Source organism: Denitrobaculum tricleocarpae (genome assembly GCF_007004665.1).
In the GTDB taxonomy this organism is placed as follows: Bacteria; Pseudomonadota; Alphaproteobacteria; order Kiloniellales; family Kiloniellaceae; genus Denitrobaculum; species Denitrobaculum tricleocarpae.
In genome coordinates this window covers 1-23,177 of the sequence record NZ_ML660053.1, presented here as the reverse complement: position 1 = coordinate 23,177, position 23,177 = coordinate 1, and the positions used below count along the sequence as shown (strand labels likewise).

Annotated in this window: 16 protein-coding genes and 1 pseudogene; 11 read left to right on the top strand and 6 right to left on the bottom strand. The window is 56.8% G+C overall.

Going from position 1 to position 23,177, the window contains the following annotated elements:
• Window positions 1-63 precede the first annotated feature (63 nt).
• From clpA to FKG95_RS04925, 3 genes are all read right to left on the bottom strand, one after another.
• Entirely contained in the window at window positions 64-2,385 is a 2,322-nt protein-coding gene (clpA, locus tag FKG95_RS04935; protein WP_142895233.1) for an ATP-dependent Clp protease ATP-binding subunit ClpA, read from the bottom strand.
• 7 nt (window positions 2,386-2,392) lie between these two features.
• Window positions 2,393-2,716, bottom strand: coding sequence for an ATP-dependent Clp protease adapter ClpS (clpS, locus tag FKG95_RS04930; RefSeq protein ID WP_142895232.1), 324 nt, complete (start codon window positions 2,714-2,716; stop codon window positions 2,393-2,395).
• Window positions 2,717-3,081: 365 nt separating this feature from the next.
• The gene (locus FKG95_RS04925) at window positions 3,082-3,888 is read right to left on the bottom strand and encodes an LOG family protein (protein ID WP_246116691.1); all 807 of its coding nucleotides are present in this window, start codon (window positions 3,886-3,888) and stop codon (window positions 3,082-3,084) included.
• A gap of 197 nt (window positions 3,889-4,085) precedes the next feature.
• Between FKG95_RS04925 and FKG95_RS04920 the strand changes: the two genes are divergently transcribed.
• Entirely contained in the window at window positions 4,086-4,436 is a 351-nt protein-coding gene (locus tag FKG95_RS04920; protein WP_142895230.1) for a hypothetical protein, read from the top strand.
• Window positions 4,437-4,685: 249 nt separating this feature from the next.
• Window positions 4,686-5,306 (top strand): ribbon-helix-helix domain-containing protein, encoded by a 621-nt coding sequence (locus tag FKG95_RS04915; RefSeq protein ID WP_142895229.1) that lies wholly within the window; start codon window positions 4,686-4,688, stop codon window positions 5,304-5,306.
• A 62-nt stretch (window positions 5,307-5,368) separates the two neighbouring features.
• Here FKG95_RS04915 and FKG95_RS04910 read toward each other — a convergent pair whose 3' ends face one another.
• Together FKG95_RS04910 and FKG95_RS04905 are read right to left on the bottom strand one after the other, a co-directional pair.
• Complete coding sequence (locus FKG95_RS04910) at window positions 5,369-5,668, bottom strand: hypothetical protein (protein ID WP_142895228.1); 300 nt, start codon at window positions 5,666-5,668, stop codon at window positions 5,369-5,371.
• A gap of 169 nt (window positions 5,669-5,837) precedes the next feature.
• Window positions 5,838-7,208 carry a TolC family outer membrane protein gene (locus FKG95_RS04905; RefSeq protein ID WP_142895227.1) on the bottom strand — a complete coding sequence of 457 codons (1,371 nt, stop codon included), beginning with the start codon at window positions 7,206-7,208 and terminating at the stop codon, window positions 5,838-5,840.
• A gap of 643 nt (window positions 7,209-7,851) precedes the next feature.
• On the opposite strand from FKG95_RS04905, the gene FKG95_RS04900 reads away from it, so the two are divergent.
• The 9 genes from FKG95_RS04900 to FKG95_RS04860 all read left to right on the top strand — a co-directional run bounded on the left by FKG95_RS04900 (window position 7,852) and on the right by FKG95_RS04860 (window position 22,893).
• On the top strand, window positions 7,852-8,448 hold the full coding sequence (locus tag FKG95_RS04900) for a TetR/AcrR family transcriptional regulator (RefSeq protein ID WP_142895226.1): 597 nt from the start codon (window positions 7,852-7,854) through the stop codon (window positions 8,446-8,448).
• A gap of 79 nt (window positions 8,449-8,527) precedes the next feature.
• Window positions 8,528-11,980: an acyl-[ACP]--phospholipid O-acyltransferase gene (locus FKG95_RS04895; RefSeq protein ID WP_142895225.1), complete on the top strand. Its 3,453-nt coding sequence runs from the start codon at window positions 8,528-8,530 to the stop codon at window positions 11,978-11,980.
• 315 nt (window positions 11,981-12,295) lie between these two features.
• Window positions 12,296-14,554 (top strand): type I secretion system permease/ATPase, encoded by a 2,259-nt coding sequence (locus FKG95_RS04890; RefSeq protein WP_142895224.1) that lies wholly within the window; start codon window positions 12,296-12,298, stop codon window positions 14,552-14,554.
• Window positions 14,555-14,652: 98 nt separating this feature from the next.
• On the top strand, window positions 14,653-15,984 hold the full coding sequence (locus FKG95_RS04885; RefSeq protein ID WP_142895223.1) for an HlyD family type I secretion periplasmic adaptor subunit: 1,332 nt from the start codon (window positions 14,653-14,655) through the stop codon (window positions 15,982-15,984).
• Window positions 15,985-16,149: 165 nt separating this feature from the next.
• Entirely contained in the window at window positions 16,150-17,619 is a 1,470-nt protein-coding gene (locus FKG95_RS04880; protein ID WP_142895222.1) for an asparagine synthase-related protein, read from the top strand.
• A 299-nt stretch (window positions 17,620-17,918) separates the two neighbouring features.
• Window positions 17,919-18,569 carry a transglutaminase-like cysteine peptidase gene (locus FKG95_RS04875; RefSeq protein ID WP_142895221.1) on the top strand — a complete coding sequence of 217 codons (651 nt, stop codon included), beginning with the start codon at window positions 17,919-17,921 and terminating at the stop codon, window positions 18,567-18,569.
• Window positions 18,570-18,590: 21 nt separating this feature from the next.
• The gene (locus tag FKG95_RS04870) at window positions 18,591-20,714 is read left to right on the top strand and encodes an HD-GYP domain-containing protein (protein ID WP_142895220.1); all 2,124 of its coding nucleotides are present in this window, start codon (window positions 18,591-18,593) and stop codon (window positions 20,712-20,714) included.
• 1 nt (window position 20,715) lies between these two features.
• Window positions 20,716-21,759, top strand: coding sequence for a trypsin-like serine peptidase (locus FKG95_RS04865; protein ID WP_142895219.1), 1,044 nt, complete (start codon window positions 20,716-20,718; stop codon window positions 21,757-21,759).
• A 123-nt stretch (window positions 21,760-21,882) separates the two neighbouring features.
• The gene (locus tag FKG95_RS04860) at window positions 21,883-22,893 is read left to right on the top strand and encodes a trypsin-like serine peptidase (RefSeq protein WP_179953937.1); all 1,011 of its coding nucleotides are present in this window, start codon (window positions 21,883-21,885) and stop codon (window positions 22,891-22,893) included.
• Between the two features lie 158 nt (window positions 22,894-23,051).
• Here FKG95_RS04860 and FKG95_RS04855 read toward each other — a convergent pair.
• Window positions 23,052-23,177, bottom strand: a pseudogene (locus tag FKG95_RS04855) (IS481 family transposase); the annotation flags it as partial.

Genomic DNA, 23,177 nt, shown 5'->3' with positions numbered 1-23,177 from the left:
GACACGAAAAAGCTGCCGCCCATGAAGAGCGGCAGCTTTGATCTTGGTACAGACTGAACCCGATCAGGAAACGGTTTCAGGCTTTGCCTTGGGCTTCCGTTTCTTGGCCGCAGTCTTCTTTGCGTCCGCCTTGGCCTTCGGATAGGTGAAGACCGGTGTGTCTTTCTTCACGTCGACACGGACATGTCCGCCCTTGTGAAGCTTGCCGAACAGCAGCTCTTCAGCGAGCGCCTTCTTGATCTGCTCCTGGATCACACGTGCCAGCGGACGCGCGCCGTAAAGGGGATCATACCCGATCTTCGCAAGCCACTCACGGGCCGCATCGGTCAGATCGATGGCCACATTCCGGTCCGCAAGCTGAGCTTCCAGCTCGATCACGAACTTGTCGACCACGCGGACCATCACATCCGGCGAGAGGTTCTTAAAGCTGATGGTGGAGTCCAGACGGTTCCGGAATTCCGGTGTGAAGAAGCGGTTGATCGCTTCCTCGTCCTCACCGACACGCGCCTCGCGGCCAAAGCCCATGGCGGGTTTCGCCATATCGGACGCACCGGCGTTGGTGGTCATGATGATGATGACGTTACGGAAGTCGACCGACTTGCCGTTGTGGTCGGTCAGCTTACCGTAATCCATCACCTGCAGCAGAATATTGAAAAGGTCCGGGTGGGCCTTCTCGATTTCGTCCAGCAGCAAGACACAATGGGGATGCTGATCGATGGCGTCGGTCAGAAGACCGCCCTGATCGAAGCCGACATATCCCGGAGGAGCGCCGATCAAGCGGGAGATTGAATGCCGTTCCATGTATTCCGACATATCGAAGCGTTTCATCTCCACCCCGAGTGACCGGGCGAGCTGTTTCGCGACCTCGGTCTTACCGACGCCGGTCGGACCAGAGAAAAGATAGCTGCCGATCGGCTTCTCAGCATCGCGCAAACCGGCACGCGCCAGCTTGATCGCCGCGGACAGCGCCACGATGGCCTGATCCTGACCGAAGACCATGGTCTTGAGATCGCGCTCCAGGTTCTGAAGCGCCGCCGTATCGTCCTTGGAAACCGACTTTGGAGGGATCCGGGCGATCTTAGCAACCACCGCCTCGACGTCTTTCACCCCGAGCGTCTTTTTACGCTTGGATTCGGGCAACAGCATCTGCGACGCGCCGACCTCATCGATCACATCGATCGCCTTATCGGGAAGCTTCCGGTCGCCGATATAGCGTGCGGAGAGCTCAACCGCGGAACGAAGCGCTTCGCTGGTGTAACGGACCTTATGGTGCTCTTCATAGTATGGCTTCAAGCCGCGCAGGATTTTGACCGCATCCTCGACGCTGGGCTCGTTGACGTCGACCTTCTGAAAACGGCGCACCAGCGCGCGGTCCTTTTCGAAGTGCGTGCGGTATTCCTTGTAGGTGGTCGAGCCGATGCAGCGAAGTGCGCCGCTCTGCAGCGCCGGCTTGAGCAGGTTCGAGGCATCCATGGCACCGCCTGAGGTTGCCCCGGCACCGATGACCGTATGGATTTCGTCGATGAAGAGGATCGCGTGATCCATCGCTTCGATCTCGGAAATCACCGCCTTCAGGCGTTCTTCGAAATCACCGCGATAGCGGGTGCCCGCGAGAAGTGCGCCCATATCCAGCGAATAGATCGTCGCGTCCAGCAGAACGTTGGGCACGTCCTCATCGACGATCCGCTTTGCCAGGCCCTCGGCAATGGCGGTTTTACCGACACCGGGATCACCGACGTAGAGCGGATTGTTCTTGGTCCGGCGGCACAGAACCTGGATCGTACGCTCAATCTCATGAGCGCGGCCGATCAGCGGATCGATCCGTCCGTCCGCAGCCTTCTTGTTCAAATCAACGCAGTAGGCGTCCAGGGCTTCGTTGCCCTTGCGCACCACTTTCTCGGGATCGCTGTCATCGTCGGCGCCGTGGACGGTGCGGGTTTCTTCCATGCCCTCGACCTTGGCGATGCCATGGCTGATGTAATTGACTGCGTCCAGCCGGCTCATTTCCTGCTCCTGCAGGAAGTAGACGGCGTGGCTCTCGCGCTCAGAGAACATCGCGACCAGAACGTTCGCCCCGGTGACCTCTTCACGGCCCGAGGACTGCACGTGGATCGCTGCGCGCTGCAGTACGCGCTGGAAGCCGGCGGTCGGTTTCGCGTCGCCGAGTTGGCTGGTGATCAGACTGGTCAGGTCATTGTCGATGTAGTCGAGGATATCGCCGCGCAGACTATCGAGATCGAGCCCACAGGCCCGCAGGACAGCAACAGCATCGGGATCGTCGGTCAAGGCCAGCAACAGGTGCTCGAGCGTCGCGTACTCATGGCGTCTTTCATTCGCCAAACCCAAAGCACGATGCAGTGTCTGTTCTAGGTTGTTCGAGAGCATCTGGGCACTATTCCTTTTCTAGCGTGCACTGCAACGGATGTTCGTTCTGTCTTGCGTAATCGATCGCCTGGGTGACCTTGGTCTCCGCAACTTCGTAGCTGTAGACGCCGCAGACACCGACTCCACGCTGGTGCACATGCAGCATGATACGGGTCGCTTCATCTCGCGTCTTTCCAAACAGGCTCTCAAGAACATGGACGACAAACTCCATCGGCGTGTAATCGTCGTTCAGCATCAAAACTTTATACATCGCCGGTTTTTTCGTCTTCGGCTTGCTTTTGACGACAATCCCGGTCGAGGTATCGTTATCGTTTCTCCCGTCCTTACTCATCGAACTCGATGCATTCCCTCTTGGTAATCCGGCCCAAATTTCGTAGGGCTATGTTACGTCCGTTGCCCTCCTCTCAGAAAGAGAATATTGGGATAGATTACCACGGGAAAAGGTCTTGAAACTAAAAAGCATACTCAATTTGAACATTCGGTTTACGTGGCTGATAATTTTATCGGCAATTGAGTCCGATCTAAGGCAATGATCCATCAAGCCCTTGAAGGTTTCCTTTACGCGCTGTCGAAAAACCCCGCGCTCGCACAGACTTCCGACACGGCGAACTCTTAAGCACCTGGACGAGAAACGCATTTCTCCTTTTTTATCAGCAACATATACCCACTCTGTTTGATTTGAATCTGCTACAGACCTCAAAGGCTGGGACCGCGGACGTTCATCGCGTGGGTCGTCAATTGTTCGGTAATGTAGTCATAGGCTTCGTCGATTGAGTCCGTGAGCAGGAACAAATCCAGATCTTCCTCACTGATCGTCCCAAAGTCGACAAGCGTCTGAAAATTAATCACATTTTCCCAATAGCTCTTCCCGAACAACACGATGGGCATTTTTTTTCGAATCTTGTCGGTTTGGATCAGCGTAAGTGTTTCGAACAACTCATCAAGCGTACCGAAACCGCCCGGCATCACCACCAGTGCTTTCGCAAGATAAGTGAACCAAAACTTGCGCATAAAGAAGTAATGGAATTCGAAGATCAGTTCGCGAGTGGCATAGGGGTTTTCGTGTTGCTCAAAGGGCAGAGAGATATTCAGCCCGACATTCACCCCACGGGCTTCGGATGCTCCCCTGTTGGCGGCCTCCATGATCCCCGGTCCGCCACCGGTACAGACCACAAAACGCCTGTCGGCATCATCCAGTGATTTTGACCATTCCGTGAACTTGCGCGCCAACTCCCGGGTCGACTCGTAATAGTGCGACAGCTCGACCTTTTTCTCAGCCGCCTTCACGTCACCACCAGCGCTTTTTGCTTCCGCCAGGGCCGCTTCGGCCTCGTCTCGCGAGATGATGCGCGCAGAGCCGAAGAAGACGATTGTGTCGTCGATTTTATACCTGCTGAAGCGATTCTCCGGCTCCAGGTATTCAGCCAGGATCCGCAGGGCACGGGCATTCGGGCTGCCCATAAAATTCTCATCATGGTATGCTTTGAGGGTGTTATCGGCCATTAAGCCCATCGTCCTTTTTGGTTTGCGCCTGTCGCGCTTAACGATAACGCTAATTCGTCAATCAAACCTATTGAAAATCAGCAAAATTCTTTGCCCGATGCCGTCGCTGGATTCATCCCGGTTACGCGGCGTTACTGCACTTACTCAAACTTAACCACTCCAGCATAGCCTGAAGGGACTTATCAGGAGTTTTTCCAATGCCCTATGTGACACGGGACAGCGACGGTCGAATCACGTCGATCCATATCGAGCGCGACTCCGAGGCGCATGAAGAGATCGACGTGTCTTCATCGGAGCTGCAGGCTTTTCTCGAGAAGTCCGGCAGCACACAGCACGGCCTCCTGAAGGAAGACCTGGCAGCCTCGGATATCGATATGATCCGGGTGCTGGAGGATTTGATCGCGGTTCTGATCGACAAGCGCGTGATCAATATGACCGACCTGCCGGCGGCAGCGCAGACAAAGCTCTCCCGCAGGTATGGCTTGCGCAGCAAACTGACAGACCTGGGTTCCATCGTTGGCGACAGCGAAGAACTGATGCTGCCCTGACTTTAGCTCCAACTTTTCAGTCTTTTCCACGCTAAGCGGCCGATTGGGCCATAGCTCCAATCGAGCGGCAACGTTCCTCTGCAAACTTGCCATTAACTATATAATATTATATGAGCTTGGTTAACGACTCTGGCGGTGAGTTACGGATCAATGCCGCAAGAGACGAGCCGGGTTTGGTGAGCGCATCAGCGATTTCGATAACCCATCAGCTCGTTAATCCAGTTCTGGTCCTGCTCTCAACGGAAGGCCATGGCGAAACAAACAGAAGGTAGGCCTGGAGAACAGGAGCCACGGCCCAGGATCGTTCAGTTCAACAATCGAAGGTACTCGATTCGCCTGGAACCGGTCTTCTGGCGCGCGCTTGAGACTCTTGCGGAACGCAACCAGGTTCGCCTTGGAAGATTCATTGCCGAGCTGGAAGAAACCTATCAGGGAAAGAACTTTTCGTCCTTTCTGCGGGTGTTCTCCATGCTCGATGCCGAACGAGGACTGGCTGAAGGACGTTTGGGCGACGGGCGGGCATCCCTTCTCGATCTCGTTGAAGCCTGTCCGACACCCGGTGTGATCCTCTCGCATGATCGTACGATCATCGCATGCAATACCGCTTTTACCGGATGGCTGGGGAAACCTTACTCCCCGGTCGTGGGGTCGGATCTGACCGCCGTGCTTCAAGTCAGAACACGCCGTTCCTTAAACGAGGTTTGGCAGGATATGGTTAACGGCGATACTGCCGCCATCGACGCCCGTATCCTTCATGTTGCGCCGGGGCGCGTTTCGACGGCGCAGGGAAGAATACTCGCCCTACCCTCTAACGACCCCCTGACCTTCTATTCGGTCATGTGGTTAACAATTGGAGCGCAGGCGCGCTAGCGCGTAAAAAAGATTAATTGTTTCAGGAGATTGAACGAAGATACGGCCGATTGGCTGGGCAATCAGGACTCTGTGATCATTACGTCGGTCAGGCTGTAAATCGTAACGCCGTTTTCAAAGGCGTAGTAGTTTAAGCCGGTCACGTCCACACCAGTTGCCGTAACATGTGCCTCTGCAACACCCTGTTCCATCACGGCTTCCTGAGCGCTGATGTTCACGGGAAGCTCGTCACCGGAGAACAGAACGACGTCCCCGGAATCATCCGGCAAAAGATCTGCTAGATCGAGAACGACGGCATCGTTCTCGTCTTCAGCTTCCGAATATCGCTCAACCGCGTCGACCATTGCTGTAACGGCACCCATAAAACATATATCGCCAACAAGATACCCGAACACGCGAGGCAAGGCAATGCCCTGCACGACAACCTCAAGTCATCACGCACGACGACAAAAAACAATCATTTGCTGCAAAACCGGGGGAAAAGCTCTGTCTGTTCGATTGCAGCGAAAGTCCAAATACTAAGATAAGCTGCTAGTCGAAGAGACCCTCGGCCCAGGACTCGTGTTCGACGCTGGCCTGCTCTGGTGCCGCGACGCCAAGCGTTGTGAGGAGTTGACCGCTCAATGCAAGAACCCGATATGCGGCAAGCTCTTCATTCGTCATCGCAGAGACCAACTGCCCTTGAGAGACGAAAAGCTCGTTTTCCGCATCCAAAACATCGAGCAGCGTCCGCTGTGCTACGTTGAACTGCTCAAGATAAGCATCACGGGTCTCGATGTTGAACTGTACCGAGCTGGAGAAGTCGGAAACCGCCTGGCGATTGGCCTCCAGGGCAAACCACGACTGACGCATCTCCCGCTGAGACTCAACAACAGACTGGTAGCGGCGGTTCTTACTCTCCGAGACACGTGAGAGGGCTTCCTGGCGCGCGGCGCGGTCGATGCCGCCGCGGAAGAGGTTCCAGCGCACGCGGAGCATGACCTGATTATTTTGCTCGTAGGTATCAAAGCTGTCGACGCCGTCATTGTATTCGGCCTCGGCTTCGAGGGAGACACTCGGGTAGAAGCTGGATTCTGAGATCCCCACTTCGGCGTTGGCGGAGCGCACGTCAGCTTCAAAAATCTTGGTGGTCGGATTGTTCTTTACCGCTAAATCCAATGCTTCCGGCAGATCAACCGGCAGTACATCGGCCGGCAGATCGGGAGCGTTCAATTCATCCGGAAATTCACCGACAATCCGCGTGTAATTAGCCTCGGCATCGCGCAGGTCGTTGTAAGTCTGTGTCAGGGTTGCACGCGCGCGCGCCGCACGGGCCTCCGTCTGGCTGACATCCGCACGGCTGCCGCCACCGGCCCGCAAGCGTTCTTCGAGCGAGGCGACAATATCGAGATGCACCTGAAGATTTGTCTCGGCCAGCGTGATCAGCTCGCGCTGACGCAGAACCTCGAGATAAGCGCCGACAACATCGAGCGCGAGAAACTCGCTGTTCTCTCTGACCCGTTCCGCCGCAGATTCAACCCGCGCCTTTTCACGCGCTACGGTGCTGTCTGCATCGAAGCCATCGAAGATGCGTTGCTGCAGGGTGATCGAGGATTCTCTACGGTTTTGGGTGCTGCTGTCGTTGCCGCCCAGACGTGACGTCCGATTGTTCAGGGTTTCAACACCGTAACCGGCGGCCACATCGATTTGCGGCAAATAGAGGCCTCGCGCCTGCCGCAGTTCCTGATCGACGGCTTCGCGATTGCTCGCGACAATCCCGATATCCGGGTTTGTGGAAATCGCGTTTGCAACCGCGTCTTTCAGAGAAATCGCCTGTGCGTGAGACACAAACGGGAGAAGTACAGCACTGGCCAGCAGCAAAGACTTTAAATTGCTGCCAATGAGACCCTTTGAGCGGCGCATTTATGATTTCCCCTAATAGATCAGAACAGCGTAAACCAACGCGAAGACCGTATCCTCAGTCGGACTTGGTCGTTACACCACCGATGAGCGACTTCATCCCCTGAATGTCACACCCGGATTCTAACGAGACTTTTACAGTTAAGACTCACGGACTGTCAATGTCTTGAACCCCTTCTTGAAGATCACGTCTCCACCTCACAGCAACCAATAGTTACAGCCGTGTGACGAAGCGAAAACAACCAGAAAGAGATTGTTTTCCAGATCAACAACACCTCGGATTAACTTGTTCGGACTATAGGTGACCCAAGGTTAATCAATCATTGAGGCCGCCACGTGCCCCCGGCGACCTGTGCCGACCGCACGTTTCTCGGTTGGATGCTCTCTTGCAGGTCGTCTGAGACGGCATAGGGACGCCCGAGCGTTTTTCCAATCATTCAGATCCGCAGTCAGATCCGCTGAACGCACCGGTTTGGCCCTGTTCTCCCAACGACCCGACGCGACCGCCTGGCCGCAAATACATGAATTAATGGGAAATTTTTAACTTCGAGGGGAGTACCAATACACCCGCGAAAACTCCGCCCTTGAAACCGATCCGCTTGCGACTAAATAAAAGTGAGCGTTCACTCATTTTTTTGGATTGACCATGACGAAGAAATCAGAGGCAACCAAAGCGAAGATCGAAGAAGCCGCGATCCGTCTTTTCGCCAAACAGGGGATTCAAGAGACATCGACACGCGATCTTGCCGCTGGCGCGGGAGTCGCAGAGGGAAGTCTCTATCGGCACTTCCCCAGCAAGGACGCCCTTGTGAAGCTCCTTTTCGACAAGCACTACAGCGAGTTGGCTGAGCACTGGGACGCGCTTGCGCGGCAGAAAACCGACCCGCGCGACAAACTTTCGTACATACTGCGGGACATTTGTAAGCTCCACGATGAAGAGCCGGACCGCTTTCGCTTCTTGCTTCTTACCCAGCACCAGGCCCTGCCCTACGCGGGCCAGAACGGAAAGACCCCGGTGTCCGTGCTGTTCGACATTATCTCCGAAGGTGTCGAGAAAGGCATTTTCCGGGACGCCAGTCCCGACCTGATGACCGCTTTTGTGCTCGGGCTGATTACGCAGCCGGCCGTCTTCATGATTTACCAGCGTCTTGACGCCTCCATGTTTTCGATTCGTGAGGAACTCGTGACCTCCGCCCTCGCCTGCCTTGGCGCCAACGAAACCAGCAGGATAAACGCACCGTGAAAGCCACCGCACGCGGATCTCGCGCAGCGCGGGTCAATCTCAGTCATTTCATTCGATGCAGATTTATAAGGAGCCGAACATGTCGCACGGCCCGATGTTTCTACTGAAAACCAAGCGCTTCCTCCCTTACTTCGCAACTCAGTTCCTGGGAGCCTTGAACGACAATCTCTTCAAGAATGCAGCCGCATTCCTTATCATTTTTCAACTGGCCGATTCGTCAGGCAGCGACGGTCAAATCCTCGTCAATATTGCGACGGGTCTTTTCATTTTGCCCTTTTTCCTCTTCTCGGCAATGGCCGGCAACATCGCCGACCGTATGTCCAAAACCAAGCTGATGCGCTTGGTCAAAACCATGGAAATTCCCATCATGGGCCTCGCTGCCTATGGTTTCTTCAGCGGCAACGTCACGGTTCTGCTCACGACACTCTTCCTTATGGGCACTCAATCGTCGTTCTTTGGGCCGGTAAAGTATTCCGCCCTGCCTGAACTGATGAAACCTGACGAACTTCTGAACGCCAACGCCCTGGTCGAGGGCGGAACCTTTCTCGCCATTCTGGCCGGGACAATCGCGGGCGGCCTTCTGATCGAAGCGGAAGCCGGCCGGACTCTGGTCAGTTCGGCGCTGCTGGTCTGCGCAGGTCTGGGCTTGGTCTCGAGCTGGCTCATTCCCGGGACCGCAGCGCCCGCAGCGCGCAAGACAACCAACGACAGTGAAGGCCGCACGCGAGGAAAGACGCCGTTTTTCGGCCAGACCTTCGCAGTCCTCAGGCACGCCGCGGAAAACCGCCCCGTCTTTCTGTCGATCCTCGGCATATCCTGGTTCTGGGCCGTGGGGGCAACCTATCTGACCCAGTTCCTCGGCCTGACCAAGAATATCATCGGCGGCGACGAGACGGTCGTCACGCTGCTGCTCGCCACCTTTACGATCGGCATCGCTTCCGGTTCACTGCTCTGCAGCAAACTCCTCAAAGGTGAGGTCAGCGCCAAATACGTCCCCTTCGGCGCCCTCGGAATTGCGATCTTTTCTCTCGATCTCGCTTACGCTGCCAGCTCCGTGACCATGCCGGACATCACCTTCACCGCCAAAACTTTCCTCCTCGACTGGCGCAATTGGCGCTTCCTCGTGGACCTCACGCTGCTCGCCATGTTCGGCGGAATCTTTGTCGTGCCGCTTTACACGATCCTGCAAAGCCGATCGGAAGACGCGCATCGCTCGCGCAACATCGCGGCCAACAACATCATGAATGCTCTCTTTATCGTGGTTGCGGCGCTGCTGGCCGCAGGTGCCTTTGCGATCGGAGCCAGCGTGATCGAAGTCTTTGTGGCGATCGCCATCGGCAGTGTCATCGCGGCTGTCTATATCTGCAAACTCCTGCCACAGGAACTCTTTAAGACCAGCGCCGCGGCGATCCTGCGGGTTCTCTTCAAAGTCCGGCTGCGGGATGTCGAGAACCTGCAGAGAGTCGGCGACAAAGCGGTCATCGTGGCCAACCACGTCTCTTACCTGGACGGCCTTCTGCTGGCCGCCTTTCTGCCCGGCGATCTGGTCTTCGCCGTCGATACCGCACAAGCCAAAAAGTGGTGGGTCCGGGTCTTTCTCTCGATGGTCGAGGCTTTTCCCATGGATCCGACCAACCCTATGGCGACCAAATCCCTGATCAAAGAGGTCGCAAAAGGCAAGCGCTGCGTCATCTTCCCTGAAGGCCGATTAACGCGGACCGGCGCACTGATGAAGATCTATGAAGGACCTGGAATGATTGCCGATAAGGCCGATGCGCCGATCATTCCCATCCGCCTTGACGGAGTCCAGCACAGCCGCTTCACCTACCTGAAAGGCAAGTTGCGCCAGCGTTGGTTCCCGCAAATCACCGTTACGGTTCTGGAGCCAAAGGAATTTCACGGCGACGAGGGTCTTTCCGGCCGACAGCGCCGGAAAAACATCGCGCAGAAACTCTACGATGTGATGTCGGGAATGATGTTCGCGACCTCGGATACGCCACAAACGCTCTTTGACGCCTTTCTTGATGCCCGCTACGCCCATGGCCGCAAGAGCGAGATCCTCTGTGACGTGGAACAAAAGCCCTTCACCTACGACGGGCTGCTGACCGCCGGCCTTGCGGTTGGCCGCGCACTGGAGACACGCACCCCGGTGGAGATTCCGGTAGGGCTTCTGCTGCCCAACACCGTCGGAAGCGTGATCACCCTGCTGGGCCTGACTGCGACCGGCCGAATTCCGGCCATGCTCAACTTCACGGCGGGACCGGCCGCGATCAAAGCGGCGCTCCAGGCGGCTGACATAAAGCAGGTGGTCACCTCGAGGCGCTTTATCGAGCTGGGCAAGCTCACCGCACTGGAGGAGGCTCTCGCCGCCCAGGTCGAACTGATCTATCTGGAAGACATCCGGGATCAGATGACAACCTTCGATCGCCTGTCCGCCCTGATCCGACGACCCTTCGCAGGTGCGCTGCACCGCCGCCGCGGGACCAGCCCCGACGACACGGCCGTCATTCTCTTTACGTCAGGATCGGAAGGCCTGCCGAAGGGAGTCGCCCTGAGCCATCGCAACATCGTATCCAACTGCCGTCAGGTGGCGTCGGTCCTGGACTTCAATCCGGTGGACAAAGTCTTTAATCCCTTGCCACTGTTCCACTCCTTCGGCTTGACCGGCGGTCTTATCCTGCCGTTGCTCTCAGGCGTGCCGAGCTTTCTTTACCCCTCGCCGCTGCACTTCAAAGTCATTCCGGAGATGATTTACCACACGAACGCCACGATCCTGTTCGCGACAGATACCTTTTTGCAGGCCTACGCGAAGGCAAACAGCTACGATTTCTACTCCCTGCGTTATGTCTTCGCCGGCGCGGAGCGGGTGAAGGACGAAACCCGGCGCCTTTGGTCGGAACGCTTCGGACTGCGGATTCTGGAGGGCTATGGCGCAACCGAGTGCGCACCGGTCCTGGCCGTCAACACCCCGATGCATTTCAAGCCCGGCACTGTTGGCCGTCTGCTGCCCGGCATCGAACCCCGGCTGGAGGAGGTCCCAGGTCTGGACGACCCTGATGCCGGACGGCTGTTCGTCCGTGGGCCCAACATTATGCGGGGTTACCTGAAAGCCGACAAACCTGCCGTTTTGCAGCCTCTGGACACCGGCTGGTACGACACAGGCGACATCTGCAAGCTGGATGAGGATGGATTCGTTACGATCTCAGGCCGGGCGAAGCGCTTCGCAAAGATCGGCGGCGAGATGGTCAGCCTGACGGCGATCGAAGCGCTTGCCGCCGAGCTCTGGCCCGACGAGCAACATGTCGCCGCCGCGCTGCCCGATCCCAAGAAGGGGGAGCAGATTGTGCTGCTGACCACCCGTCAGAAGCCAGCGGCCTCCGAGTTGCAGGTTCACGGCAAAACACGAGGCTGGGCGGAGATTCAGCTGCCGAAACTGCTTCATGAAATCAGCGAAATTCCCCTCCTGGGCAGCGGGAAGACCGACTATGGGGCGGTTACGGATTTCGCGAGGGAGAAACTCGGCCTGGTCTGAACTCCTCCCGCAGGTTGCGGATAGTTTGCTGAATGCTTGGCGCACCGGACGACAAAATGCCGGTGCGCCAAGGAATTAAGCCGATGTCCCTTGAGTGAGTTCCCGCAAACGTAATTTGCATGCCCTCCCCATTAGGGTTAACCATAGTATGAAATTTGGATGTCGTCTTTTGGACGGCATTAACCAAAGGGAAGCACTCGTCGTGGATTATTGCCGTCGCAATTCCAACATATCAGCGCGACATCTGTTGGACCCCAGTATCTCGGCTATGGATTGAGTCCGGTTGCAATGACTGCAGGAGACCATAAGAGGACGATGGCACCACGCGATCATAGCGCCAGAGCGGAAGCGGCTCCCCATCCCTCACCGACAGACACGGGCTCCGCCGCACTGCATGCAGAAGACGTCCTGGAAACGCCCAAACCCGAATGGCACGTGGCTCCCTCGACGGTCGACTTCGAGGACCCGCTGGTGCAATGCGTCACAATGCTGGCGACCCTGCTGCAGCGGCCTATATCGGCGGAAGCGTTAAAGGCGGGCCTGCCGCATGCCGAGGAGCGCTTTACCCCCGACCTCGCCGTTCGCGCGGCGGAACGCGCGGGCCTCACGGCGCGCGTCGTGCGCCGGCCCAAGCTGAAATCGATCCAGAAGGTTACCCTGCCCTGCATCCTGCTTCTTAAAGGCAGCGGTGCCTGCGTGCTGACCAAGCTGATCGACCGGAGATCCGCAGAGATCATGATTCCCGAGGGTGGAGGTGGGGCCAAGACCATCGACATCGCCGAACTGGAAGAACAATACCTCGGCTACGCCATCTTCGCGCGGCCGGAGTTCAAATTCGACGACCGGGCCTCGGACATACGGCTGAAACAGCCCACGGCATGGTTCTGGGGAACACTCGCCAAGTTTTGGCCGATTTACAGCCATGTCGCCCTGGCGTCGATCATGATCAACGTGTTCGCGATCGCCAGTCCGCTTTTCATCATGAATGTCTACGACCGGGTTGTGCCGAACAACGCGATTGAAACTCTGTGGGTTCTGGCGCTCGGCGTCTGTACGGTCTTTCTGTTCGAGTTCGTCATGCGCAACATGCGCACCTACTTCGTGGACATCGCTGGAAAGAATGCAGACGTCATTATCGCCAGCCGCTTGCTTGAGCAGCTCATGTCCATGAAGCTCTCCAGTAAACCGCCCTCGACCGGAGCCATGGCGAACAATCTGCGGGAGTTCGAGTCGCTGCGGGAGTTCTTTACCTCGGGCACACTGGTCGCCTTTATCGACCTCCCGTTCATCTTCCTGTTTCTGGGGGTGATCTTCCTGGTATCGGGTCCGATTGCACTGATTCCCCTGATTGCCGTCCCGGTGGTCATACTCGTCGGCTTGTGCCTGCAGTTTCCTCTGCGCAGGATCATCGAGAGAACCCATCGGGAGTCCAGCCAGAAGCACGCGCTGTTGGTGGAAACGATCGACGGCCTGGAAACCATCAAGGCGACGGCAGCCGAAGGCCGGGTTCAGCGGTCCTGGGAACGTTTTGTCGGTCTGACCGCTGAATCATCAGGCAAGGCAAGGTTCCTATCGGGCATTGCCACGACCTTCGCTCAGGTCACCATTCAACTCGTTACTGTGATCGTGGTCATTTACGGCGTCCACCTGATCTCTCAGGGCGCTATTACGATGGGCGCACTGGTCGCCTCGACCATGCTGACCGGACGGGCGCTCGCCCCGCTCGGCGCAATCGCGGGCATGCTCACCAGACTTCAGCAGTCACGGGTCGCTCTCAAGTCACTCGACACCCTGATGAAATCGCCGGTCGAACGGGACAACGACAAGACCTTCCTGCACCGGCCCCGCCTGAGCGGAGAGATCGAATTCAAGAAAGTCAGTTTCAGCTACCCGAACCAGGATCCGCTGGCGCTCGATGCAACCAGCTTCAAGGTCAAACCGGGCGAGAAAATCGGCATTCTAGGACGCATCGGCTCGGGCAAAAGCACCATTGCGCGCCTTCTCCTCGGGCTTTACGAGCCGACAGAGGGCTCGGTTCTGATGGATGGAACCGATCTGCGTCAAATCGATCCGGCCGATCTGCGCCGCAATATCGGCTACGTCTCTCAGGACAATTACCTTTTCTTCGGCTCAGTCCGAGATAACATCTCCTTCGGCGCGCCCCACGTCGATGATCAGACTATTCTGCGGGCTGCGGCCGTCGCGGGCGTCACGGACTTTTTGCGTACCCATCCCCACGGGTTCGATCTGCAGGTTGGCGAGCGCGGCATGGCCTTGTCGGGCGGACAGCGACAATCGGTGGTCATCGCACGTTCTTTGCTCCTGGACCCACCGATTATCCTGATGGATGAACCCACAAGCGGCATGGACAACTCGACGGAGGCCATGTTCAAAACGCGTCTCGGCAACGCCATGGCAGGCAAGACACTTCTGCTGGTAACCCACCGCAGTTCGCTGCTCAGCCTGGTTGATCGGCTGATCATCCTGGACAACGGCAAAATCGTCGCGGACGGGAAAAAGGAAGAGGTTCTGGAAGCGCTGAAGCAGGGACGCATCCGCGCCGGTGCGAATTGAACCGAACCAGAGACAAAGCCGCATGCCAACTATGAGGCGAAGCAAGATACAGAGCCGCCGGCAAAAAAGCCGGGGGCCTCACTAAGGAAATAGGGCAGATGTCGAGTCCCAGCACACCTAAGGATGAAGATCTCTTTTTCATGCCCGACGTTCATGCCGCCGCAAGACGCCGCGGCCGGACCTTTGCCTATATCCTGACGCTGACATCCTTTTTGTTTTTCCTGGTCTTTGGCATTTGGGCCAACCACGCCGTTTTGGACGAAGTGACCCGTGGCGAAGGCACCGTGGTCCCCTCCAGCAAGACGCAGATCATTCAAAACCTTGAAGGCGGTATCCTCGCAGGCATTATGGTGCGCGAAGGCGACATCGTTGAGCCTGGCGACATCCTGGTGCGGATTAACAACACCGCCGCGAAGGCGACCTTTCAAGACACGCGTAGTCAATATTTTGCCCTGATTGCGAAGGCCGCCCGCCTGGAAGCCGAGCTTGAGGACCGCGAGATCGAATTTCCGCGGAGTGCAGAGGAAAGCGCACCCGGTGAAGTCGCCACACAGCGTCAGCAATTCGGCAATAGAAAACGCCAACTCGTTGCCCAGATTGCCGTCCTGGAGGCTCAGAAGTCGCAACGTGAGCAGGAGATAACGGAGGCGAAAAGCCGCAGCCAGCAACTGCGCCGCAGCCTGACCCTGGCCGAGGAAGAGCGGAACATCACAGCGCCTCTGGTCCAGAAAGGTATCAGTCCGCGCCTGGATCTTATTCGGATCGACCGGCAGATCTCGGATCTGGAAGGCGAAATGAAGACGATCCGCCTCAGTATGCCACGACTACAAACTGCCGTTCTGGAGGCGCAACAGCGCATCGATGAACTCGTCCTTTCAACCAAGGCTCAGGTCTCCGAAGAGCTGAGCCAGGTCAGGACGGAGGCAAGGTCAATCAGCGAGTCCCTGACGGCCGGTGAGGACCTCGTCACCCGGACGGAGGTCCGCTCTCCGGTCCGCGGTACAATCAAGGAAGTGAAGCACAACACCGTCGGGGGGGTTATTCGTCCTGGCGAAGACATAATTGAAATCGTACCGCTGGATGACACCCTTTTGATCGAAGCGCAGATCCGGCCGTCTGACATCGCGTTCCTGCGACCGGGCCAGGAAGCAACGATCAAAATTACCGCCTACGATTTCTCCATCTATGGCGGACTGAAGGCTGAACTTGAAACCATCTCAGCGGGAACGATCAAGGATGATCAGGGCGAAAGTTTTTATCGGGTATATCTGCGAACTGGTGATATCACGCTAAAACGCAATGGTAAGGAATTGCCGATCATTCCCGGAATGACATCGACTGTCGAAATCCTGACCGGCAAAAAAACGGTTCTGGATTACCTGCTGAAGCCGATCTTGAAAGCCAGAGATCAAGCATTGAGAGAGCGTTGATTCACAGAAGAAACGCGCTGGATGGGGAAAAAAGATAAACCGCGCCGGTTGGAAAATGAACCTTCACCCTTTGATGCTCCTGTGTAATTATCCCAGCTTACAACATGGTTCGGTCGGCCACTTTTCCCTCGGTTCTGAAACCGGTACCCAGGCCTGGATTTAGCGGTGTCATCCAATTTTTTTCATGTTCGCGGCAGCGCGGGCAATCACAGAACCGACGGAAATCCTCATTTTCTGAGAGATCACAGAGTTGATCGGAGCGACGGTATCCGAGACGGCATCTGGTCCCAGTGGGATTGGGACGGGCAACGCGTAACGGCAGCAAACTGCCGTTTCGGCATTGTGGCGCTCTACTACTTCCAGTCCGAACAGGAATTTTGCATCTCAGATTCTATATCCACGCTTCTGGAGCGGGGCGCCCCGCGGGAGCTGGACGACTTTGGAATGGCCGTCTTTATCCGCCGCCTCAACTTCGTCGGAAACGACACACCCTTCAAGGCCATCCGCTGTTTGCCGCCGAACGCTCAACTTACGTGGGAGAATGGCAAACTCACCCTTGAACAGGAACCCTTCCATGCCAAACCGCAGCATCTGAAACACGACGCAATCCTGGACGGGATTCACGAGCTTTTCGCGCAGTCAATTTCCCGGCGCCTGCCCCGAACCGATCGCTTTACAGTGCCCCTCAGCGGCGGCAAGGACTCCCGGCGCATTCTGTTCGAACTCGCCCGGCAGAAACACCTGCCCGAGTTCTGCGTCACCGCGCTTCATCCGCCTCCTCGCGCGAACGAAGACGCGAAGGTCGCTGCAATGATTACCGAACGCCTGGGTATCGAGCACCGCCTCATTCCAACCGAGTGGGCCACCTGGGATCTGGAAAGATATAAAAACGGCAAAATCGATTTCCTGACGCCAGAGCACACTTGGGTCGTGCCTATGTCCAAGTATCTCGGCACCGCCGTTGATACGTCCTACGACGGCCTGAACATCGACTGCAATCTCTTTGGCGAAAAACGCGCCCAACTCTTCGCAGAGGGCAAGCTGACTGAGCTGGCTGTCGACTTCCTGGGCGACTCAGAAGCCCTGTTGGCGAGAACCCTGAGTGCCGATACCTACAGGCTTTTGAGCCGGGATAAAGCCATCCACAGGATGACTGAAGAGCTCAAATTGCATGTCAACGAAGCCTGCCCAACCTCAGACTTCCTCTTTTGGTCACGAATGCGCCGTGCCGTGGCGCCGGTTCCCTTCGGACTTCTGAGCGAGATCGAAACGGTGCAGGTGCCGTATCTCGACAAGGAGTATTTTGAGTTCGTAATGTCGATCCCAGAGCCTATCCTCGTCGGCAGCCATGTCTACAAAGATGCCATAGCCAGGAGTTACCCGGAGCTGGATGATATTCCCTATGCTGATTCCAGCCTCTCGACAGCTCCAAATCGAAAGCACAACAGAAGTTATCTCACCAGGCTCGGGATAAATCTTGCGACAAGCCATCGCAAGTCGCGGATGATCAACGTGCCAAGCGTGTTAAACAGCGCGGCAAAAGCAGCGATTTCCGGTTCACAAGAGCGCTTCTCGTGGCTCCAGCCTCATCTGATCGTCCACTTGCTCCAACTGGAAGAGCTCGCTGGCTCCTGAAGCCAATGCGGCATCAGCCGAGGATTCGCAGACACCTCTGGCACTAGAGACTTTGGCTTGCGGCAGGCGGTATGTTCACGTCGCCTTGATCCAACTTAACCGCAAATCTTCAATGCGTATTAACCAATATCTGAAAGACTTCGCTAACACGGAGTCCAGACGTTTTCGCCATTTTAGTGAAAGTTTCCGGGCACTGGCGCGCAGAGGCTGTCCGGGAAGAGGTGCACGGGCGGCAGGATTTTGAACGGGACTTGCTCAAAGTGCATCGGCGACGGTTTTTCACGGGGGTCGCATCTATTATGGCTGCGTTAGCGTCCGTGCCCTCGCCCGGACGCGCTGCGACCCTGTTGGATCTGACAAAGACAATCGATACCGCGGCGCCCGGAATCTTCAACACGATCGAGTTCCGCTCAAAGTCCTTCAAGGCCCTGCCTCAGTGGCGGCGCGTCCTGGATCAGTTTAAGCGTGAACGAAAAGCCTTTTTGGCCTGCACCAACGACGCGGCAAACTGCTCAAGCGAGGTTCAGAAATCCTGGCGCGAAATCATTTTAGAAGCCCGCGACCTGGACCGCGCGGCAAAGCTGAATGCGGTCAACCGCTACTTCAACCGATGGCCTTACAAACTTGACAAAGAGGTATTCGGGGTCAACGAGTACTGGGCCAGTCCGGTCGAGTTTATGACGCGGTCAGGAGACTGTGAGGATTTTTCGATCGCGAAGTACTTCGCGCTCAAGGAGCTGGGATTCACGCAAGAGGAAATGCGTATCGTGATCCTGATGGACCGCATTCGCAACATCGGGCACGCGGTCCTGGCGATCTACGAGAAGAACGACATTCTCGTGCTCGATAGCCTTTCGAACGTCATTTTGTCACACTCAAAGTACAAGCATTATCTGCCGCAATACTCGATGAATGAAACCACCCGCTGGGCGCACTTCGTCCAGCAGTAGAGACTGTCAAAGAGATCAATCATGATGTCCAAGAGCAACACATTAGACGCACTGGAAGGATCGGCAACGGATCCAAGCCTGATCGATCTGGAGGAACCCGGTTCCGCGCCAGAGGCTTCAGATGCTCTGCCGAAACCGGCATTGATTGGTCTTGTTTCAATCGTAATTCTGGCCGTCGTTATCCCATGGCTGGTCATAGAATCGAAAAAAGAGCAAGTGATCGGCGATCTGCAGCAACGCATGACCATTACCGTAAGTGCGCGCGCCGAAGTCATTTCAACCTGGCTCGACGGAACGGCGCGCCTCGCTGATAGGCTGGTTGAAAGCGAGTTGTTTCGCCTGTTCGCCACCGACGTCGACGAAGCCGGAGGTGTCATTGATCCCTCTCCGCAGAGTGAGGATACGCAGAGCACCGGTCTCGGGATCGCCCTGCTGGAGCAGCTCCCTTACATGGAGCGGGTTTTGACTGACTTTGCAATCTCGGCTGACTTCAGGGCCGGTTACATTGTCGGCAAGGCCGGTATTGCCTATGTGAGCAGCGGTGGAGCGCCGGCATTGCGGACTGAACAGTCGGAAATTGCGCTCGATGTTCTGGCGACGGGAAAGAGGCGGTTTGGCCCTCCCCAAGCCACGGCCGCCGGATTGGTCATGGATATCTATATTCCGATTCTACCGGCAGCCTCGCAGACCGAAGAGGCCCAGCCGGTTGCCGTCCTGATTGTCGCGGCTCCAGTTGCGACCAAGCTTGCCGAGAGCCTGGCGCCGCGCCCCTTGGCACCTGAAGGTGAAAAGCTCCATCTTGTTCACAAGAGTGCCGAAGGTCTCGTTGAGTTGTTGCCGACAAAAATACCTGAAGTACAAGCACTCGATGATAGTGGCGCAATCCCGGGAAGCGGCAATCAGGCCTTTGTCGCCGGACGTTCGCTTGATGGTGAGACCGCGGTCTACGCGCGCGCAGCCCTTATCTCAGGTGAGGGCTTCTGGGCGGTCCTCGAGATGAACCGTGCGTCCGCACATCGTGAATTGCGCAACTTCGCGACCGTGGTGATGGTTGCAGCGGCACTTGTCGTTTTCACGGTGGTCGCTGTCTTCGGCGCAGTCTGGGCGAAAATGCGCAGCAATCACAATCGGCTGATGGCGGCTCAATTCAAACATCTCGCCGCGCGCATCCAAACGCAAAAGCGCTTCCTGGACAGCATCAACAGCAGCATCGCAGACTACATCGGCTTAAAGGCTGCCGACGGCAGCTACCGTTATGCCAACAAGGCCTTTGCTGAGGCGGTCGGGCGGGAGCCGGATGAGATGATCGGGCTCGACGACATCGCCCTCTTCGGTCAGGGAACCGCTGACCGCCTCGCTCTGACCGATCAAAAAGCGATCGAGCAAGGCAGCGTGGTGACCTTCAATGAAGAAGTCTATTTAAACGGTGTCCAACGACAGCTGCAGTTTTCCAAACTTCCGTTCCACGACGAGCAGGACCAGGTGAATGGCATCGTCTCCGTCGCCCGTGATGTCACGGAGTTGGTTGAAGAACAGGCAAAGCGTGACCGGGCCGTTCGTCAGATGGTTTCGGCACTGGTCCGTGCGATTGAGCTCCGGGATCCCTACCTTGCCGGTCACTCACGGCGCGTTGCCAGTCTATCGGTGGCCGTTGCCAAGCGTATGCAACTCGCCAGGGAGGACGTCGCGACCGTCGAGATCGCGGCCAACCTCTCACAGCTCGGTAAGCTGGCGATCTCGAGGAAACTCCTCAACAAACCGGAAAGACTGAACGATCAAGAGATCGCCGAGGTCAGAAAGCACCTTGATCACGCGGCTGAGATGCTGCGCGACATTGATTTCGAACTTCCGGTCTTGCCGACGATCTACCAGATGCACGAGCGCCTTGACGGCAAGGGGTATCCTGCGGGACTGACAGCAAACAAAATTCTCATGACGGCACAGATACTCGGGATATGCGACGTATTTGCCGCGCGCGTCGAGCCACGATCCTATCGCGCCGGTCTGTCGAGCGAAGAGGCGATCAAGATCCTCGGTGACAACGGCAATCGTTACTCTTCTCAGATCGTCGCAGCACTCGATGAAGTGATCGGCAGCGTCGCCGGAGAGAAACTGATGGCGGGCCTGCCGGCGAACGCAGACTGAGATGGCAACCTTCTCCCGTCCCGCACTTCATCTGCTCCTCGCCCTCCTGACACTGTTTGCCGCGCACGCGTCCCTGGCGGACCAGTCCGAGTTAGAGGCACGCATCGAAGTCGATGCCCATTCCTACCCCTGGAGTCCAATCGGACGGCTGAACGCCGGGGGCCGGGGACACTGCACCGGCTTTATGATTGGCGAGCGCAAGCTCCTGACCGCCGCGCATTGCCTCTACGACAGTGTCTCAGGCCGCTGGCGGAACGCAGGAGAACTGCATTTCGTCGCCGCCTATCAACGTGAGGACTACAGCCTCAATTCGCCAGTCGAGAGCTATCAGGTCTCGGAGTCTTTCACGCCTCAGCATTCGGTATCACCTGAGAACGCGGCAACGGACTGGGCGATCCTTCACTTGACAAAGCCACTCGGTCTGCAAACCGGCTGGTATGGTCTACAAGTCCTGGATCAAGAGCTGCTTGAACGTCTGAGCGACGGGAGCGCGGTGCTCCTTCAGGCCGGTTATCAACGCCGGCGGTCGCACGTCATGACGGCGACCTTCGCTTGCCGCTTTGTCGGGCGCTTCGCAAACAATGCCGGCATCGCACATGACTGTCCCGTGGCGAAGGGTGATTCCGGATCGCCGCTGCTTGTGATGAATCACGGCCGCATATCGGCGGTGGGTATCCATGTGGTTCAGGCTAGGATGAACGACGACCCAATTGCAGGTGTTCTTGCACTGGACGCCTTCCGGCCTGAAGCGGCCGCTCCGTCAACCCGTGTTGCAGCCAACGCGTTAAGTGATCATTGGGGACCCGGTCAGCGGCCCGCCAGCGGACGCAGTAAAGATCGTATGCCGCTCAAAGCAATTGACGGCCTGCTCCATGCGCTCGGCTTCCTTCCCAGGTCAAAGACGATCAGCAGCGAAGAGCGGCAGGAGGCCATTAAGACATTCCAAGAGCGCCGGAAACTGACACCGAACGGCAAGGCCTCACTTCAACTGCTGGAACAGCTGCTGCTGGCACAGCAAAAATCCCCGTCACCGGACAGCGATTAACCATTTTTCCTGCAGGAACTTTCTCGTCTGTTAACCCTTCGCGTTAAAGCTTGGCTCAAGTTTTCATCCTAGTCTCTGCGGATGAGAAACTGGCTTTCAAATCGCGTTCCCCAATCAGACAGCATGGCTAAGGGGATTAAACCTCTTCTGTTTGCGGCTTTGCTGAGCTCCACGTGGCTTGCCGGTCCGGGCGATGCCTGGGCGATACCGGATCGTGTTACAGTTAACGCCATGGAATACCCCTGGAGCGCGATCGGTAAGATCGAAACGTCGATCGGGCACTGCTCCGGCTTTCTGATCAGCAAAAAACACGTATTGACCGCCGCGCATTGTCTTTACGACCGTGAGAGAAATCAGTGGGTGAAACCCTCGGAAGTCCACTTTACCGCCGGGTATCAAAACCATCAGCACACACTGAAGTCGGCCGTCAAAAGCTATAAGCAATCCAAGAAGTACAAAAAAACACGGGATGCCTCGGTGAAGAACACCGCCACCGATTGGGCTCTCCTGGAATTGAAGCACCCGCTGGGAAAAGATGCAGGCTGGCTTGCTCTTAAGCGCTTGGATAAGGCGCTGCTCCAGGACCTGGCTGAAGGCGAAGCCGCCCTCTTGCATGCTGGATATCGCGGCGACTCTCCCCATCGGCTGAAAGCCGGTTTTGGATGCGAGATTGCGGGTTACTTCAAGAACGGTATCGGCATCGCCCATCGCTGCAGTATTATGCAAGGCGACTCGGGCTCCCCGCTCCTGGTGTTCGCAGACGGACGAATCTATGCGACCGGCGTGCATGTGATCGGCGCGTCGGACGGCCGGCGGGAAATCGCCGGCGCCCTCTCCGTCTCGATCTTTCACCCCGATGTCGGATCTCCGCGCGCGGCTCGAATCCTGCGTCCGGCCGGCAATATCTGGCGAGAGAGCAAACCGCCCCGCGCGAGCCGCAAAGCCGAGAAAGCGCCCGTCACCACGATTGATTTGCTGCTGGGAGAACTGGGCTATCTGCGTGGCCTTGGCAAGCGGACGTCACCTTCCAAACGTCGCAATGCGATCCAGGCCTTCTTGAAAGACACCAATATGACGGGTCCCGCGAGACCAAGCGTCTCCTTACTCGGTGAGTTGGTGAGACAACTTAAGTAGCGGCCTGGCCCCACTCTGAGGTGCACGCCGAGGAAGGCTAGAGCGCGTCATGTTTCAACGGAAACACTCCGTGTTTTCGCTAAAACATGTGAACCCGCTCTACATCATAGTGTTAGAGCAGATTCACCGGTACGCCGGATCGCCGAAGGCGATTCCATCTAGGTGTTTAGTCCCGGCATGTGGTGGATAGGATCGAGTGTGAACCGCTCGGTTTGTTCAGTCCAGAGCTTGCAGATGTATTCGTATGGTGTGAGGCCTTTGAGGGTTTTGAGCCGCTTTGCGAA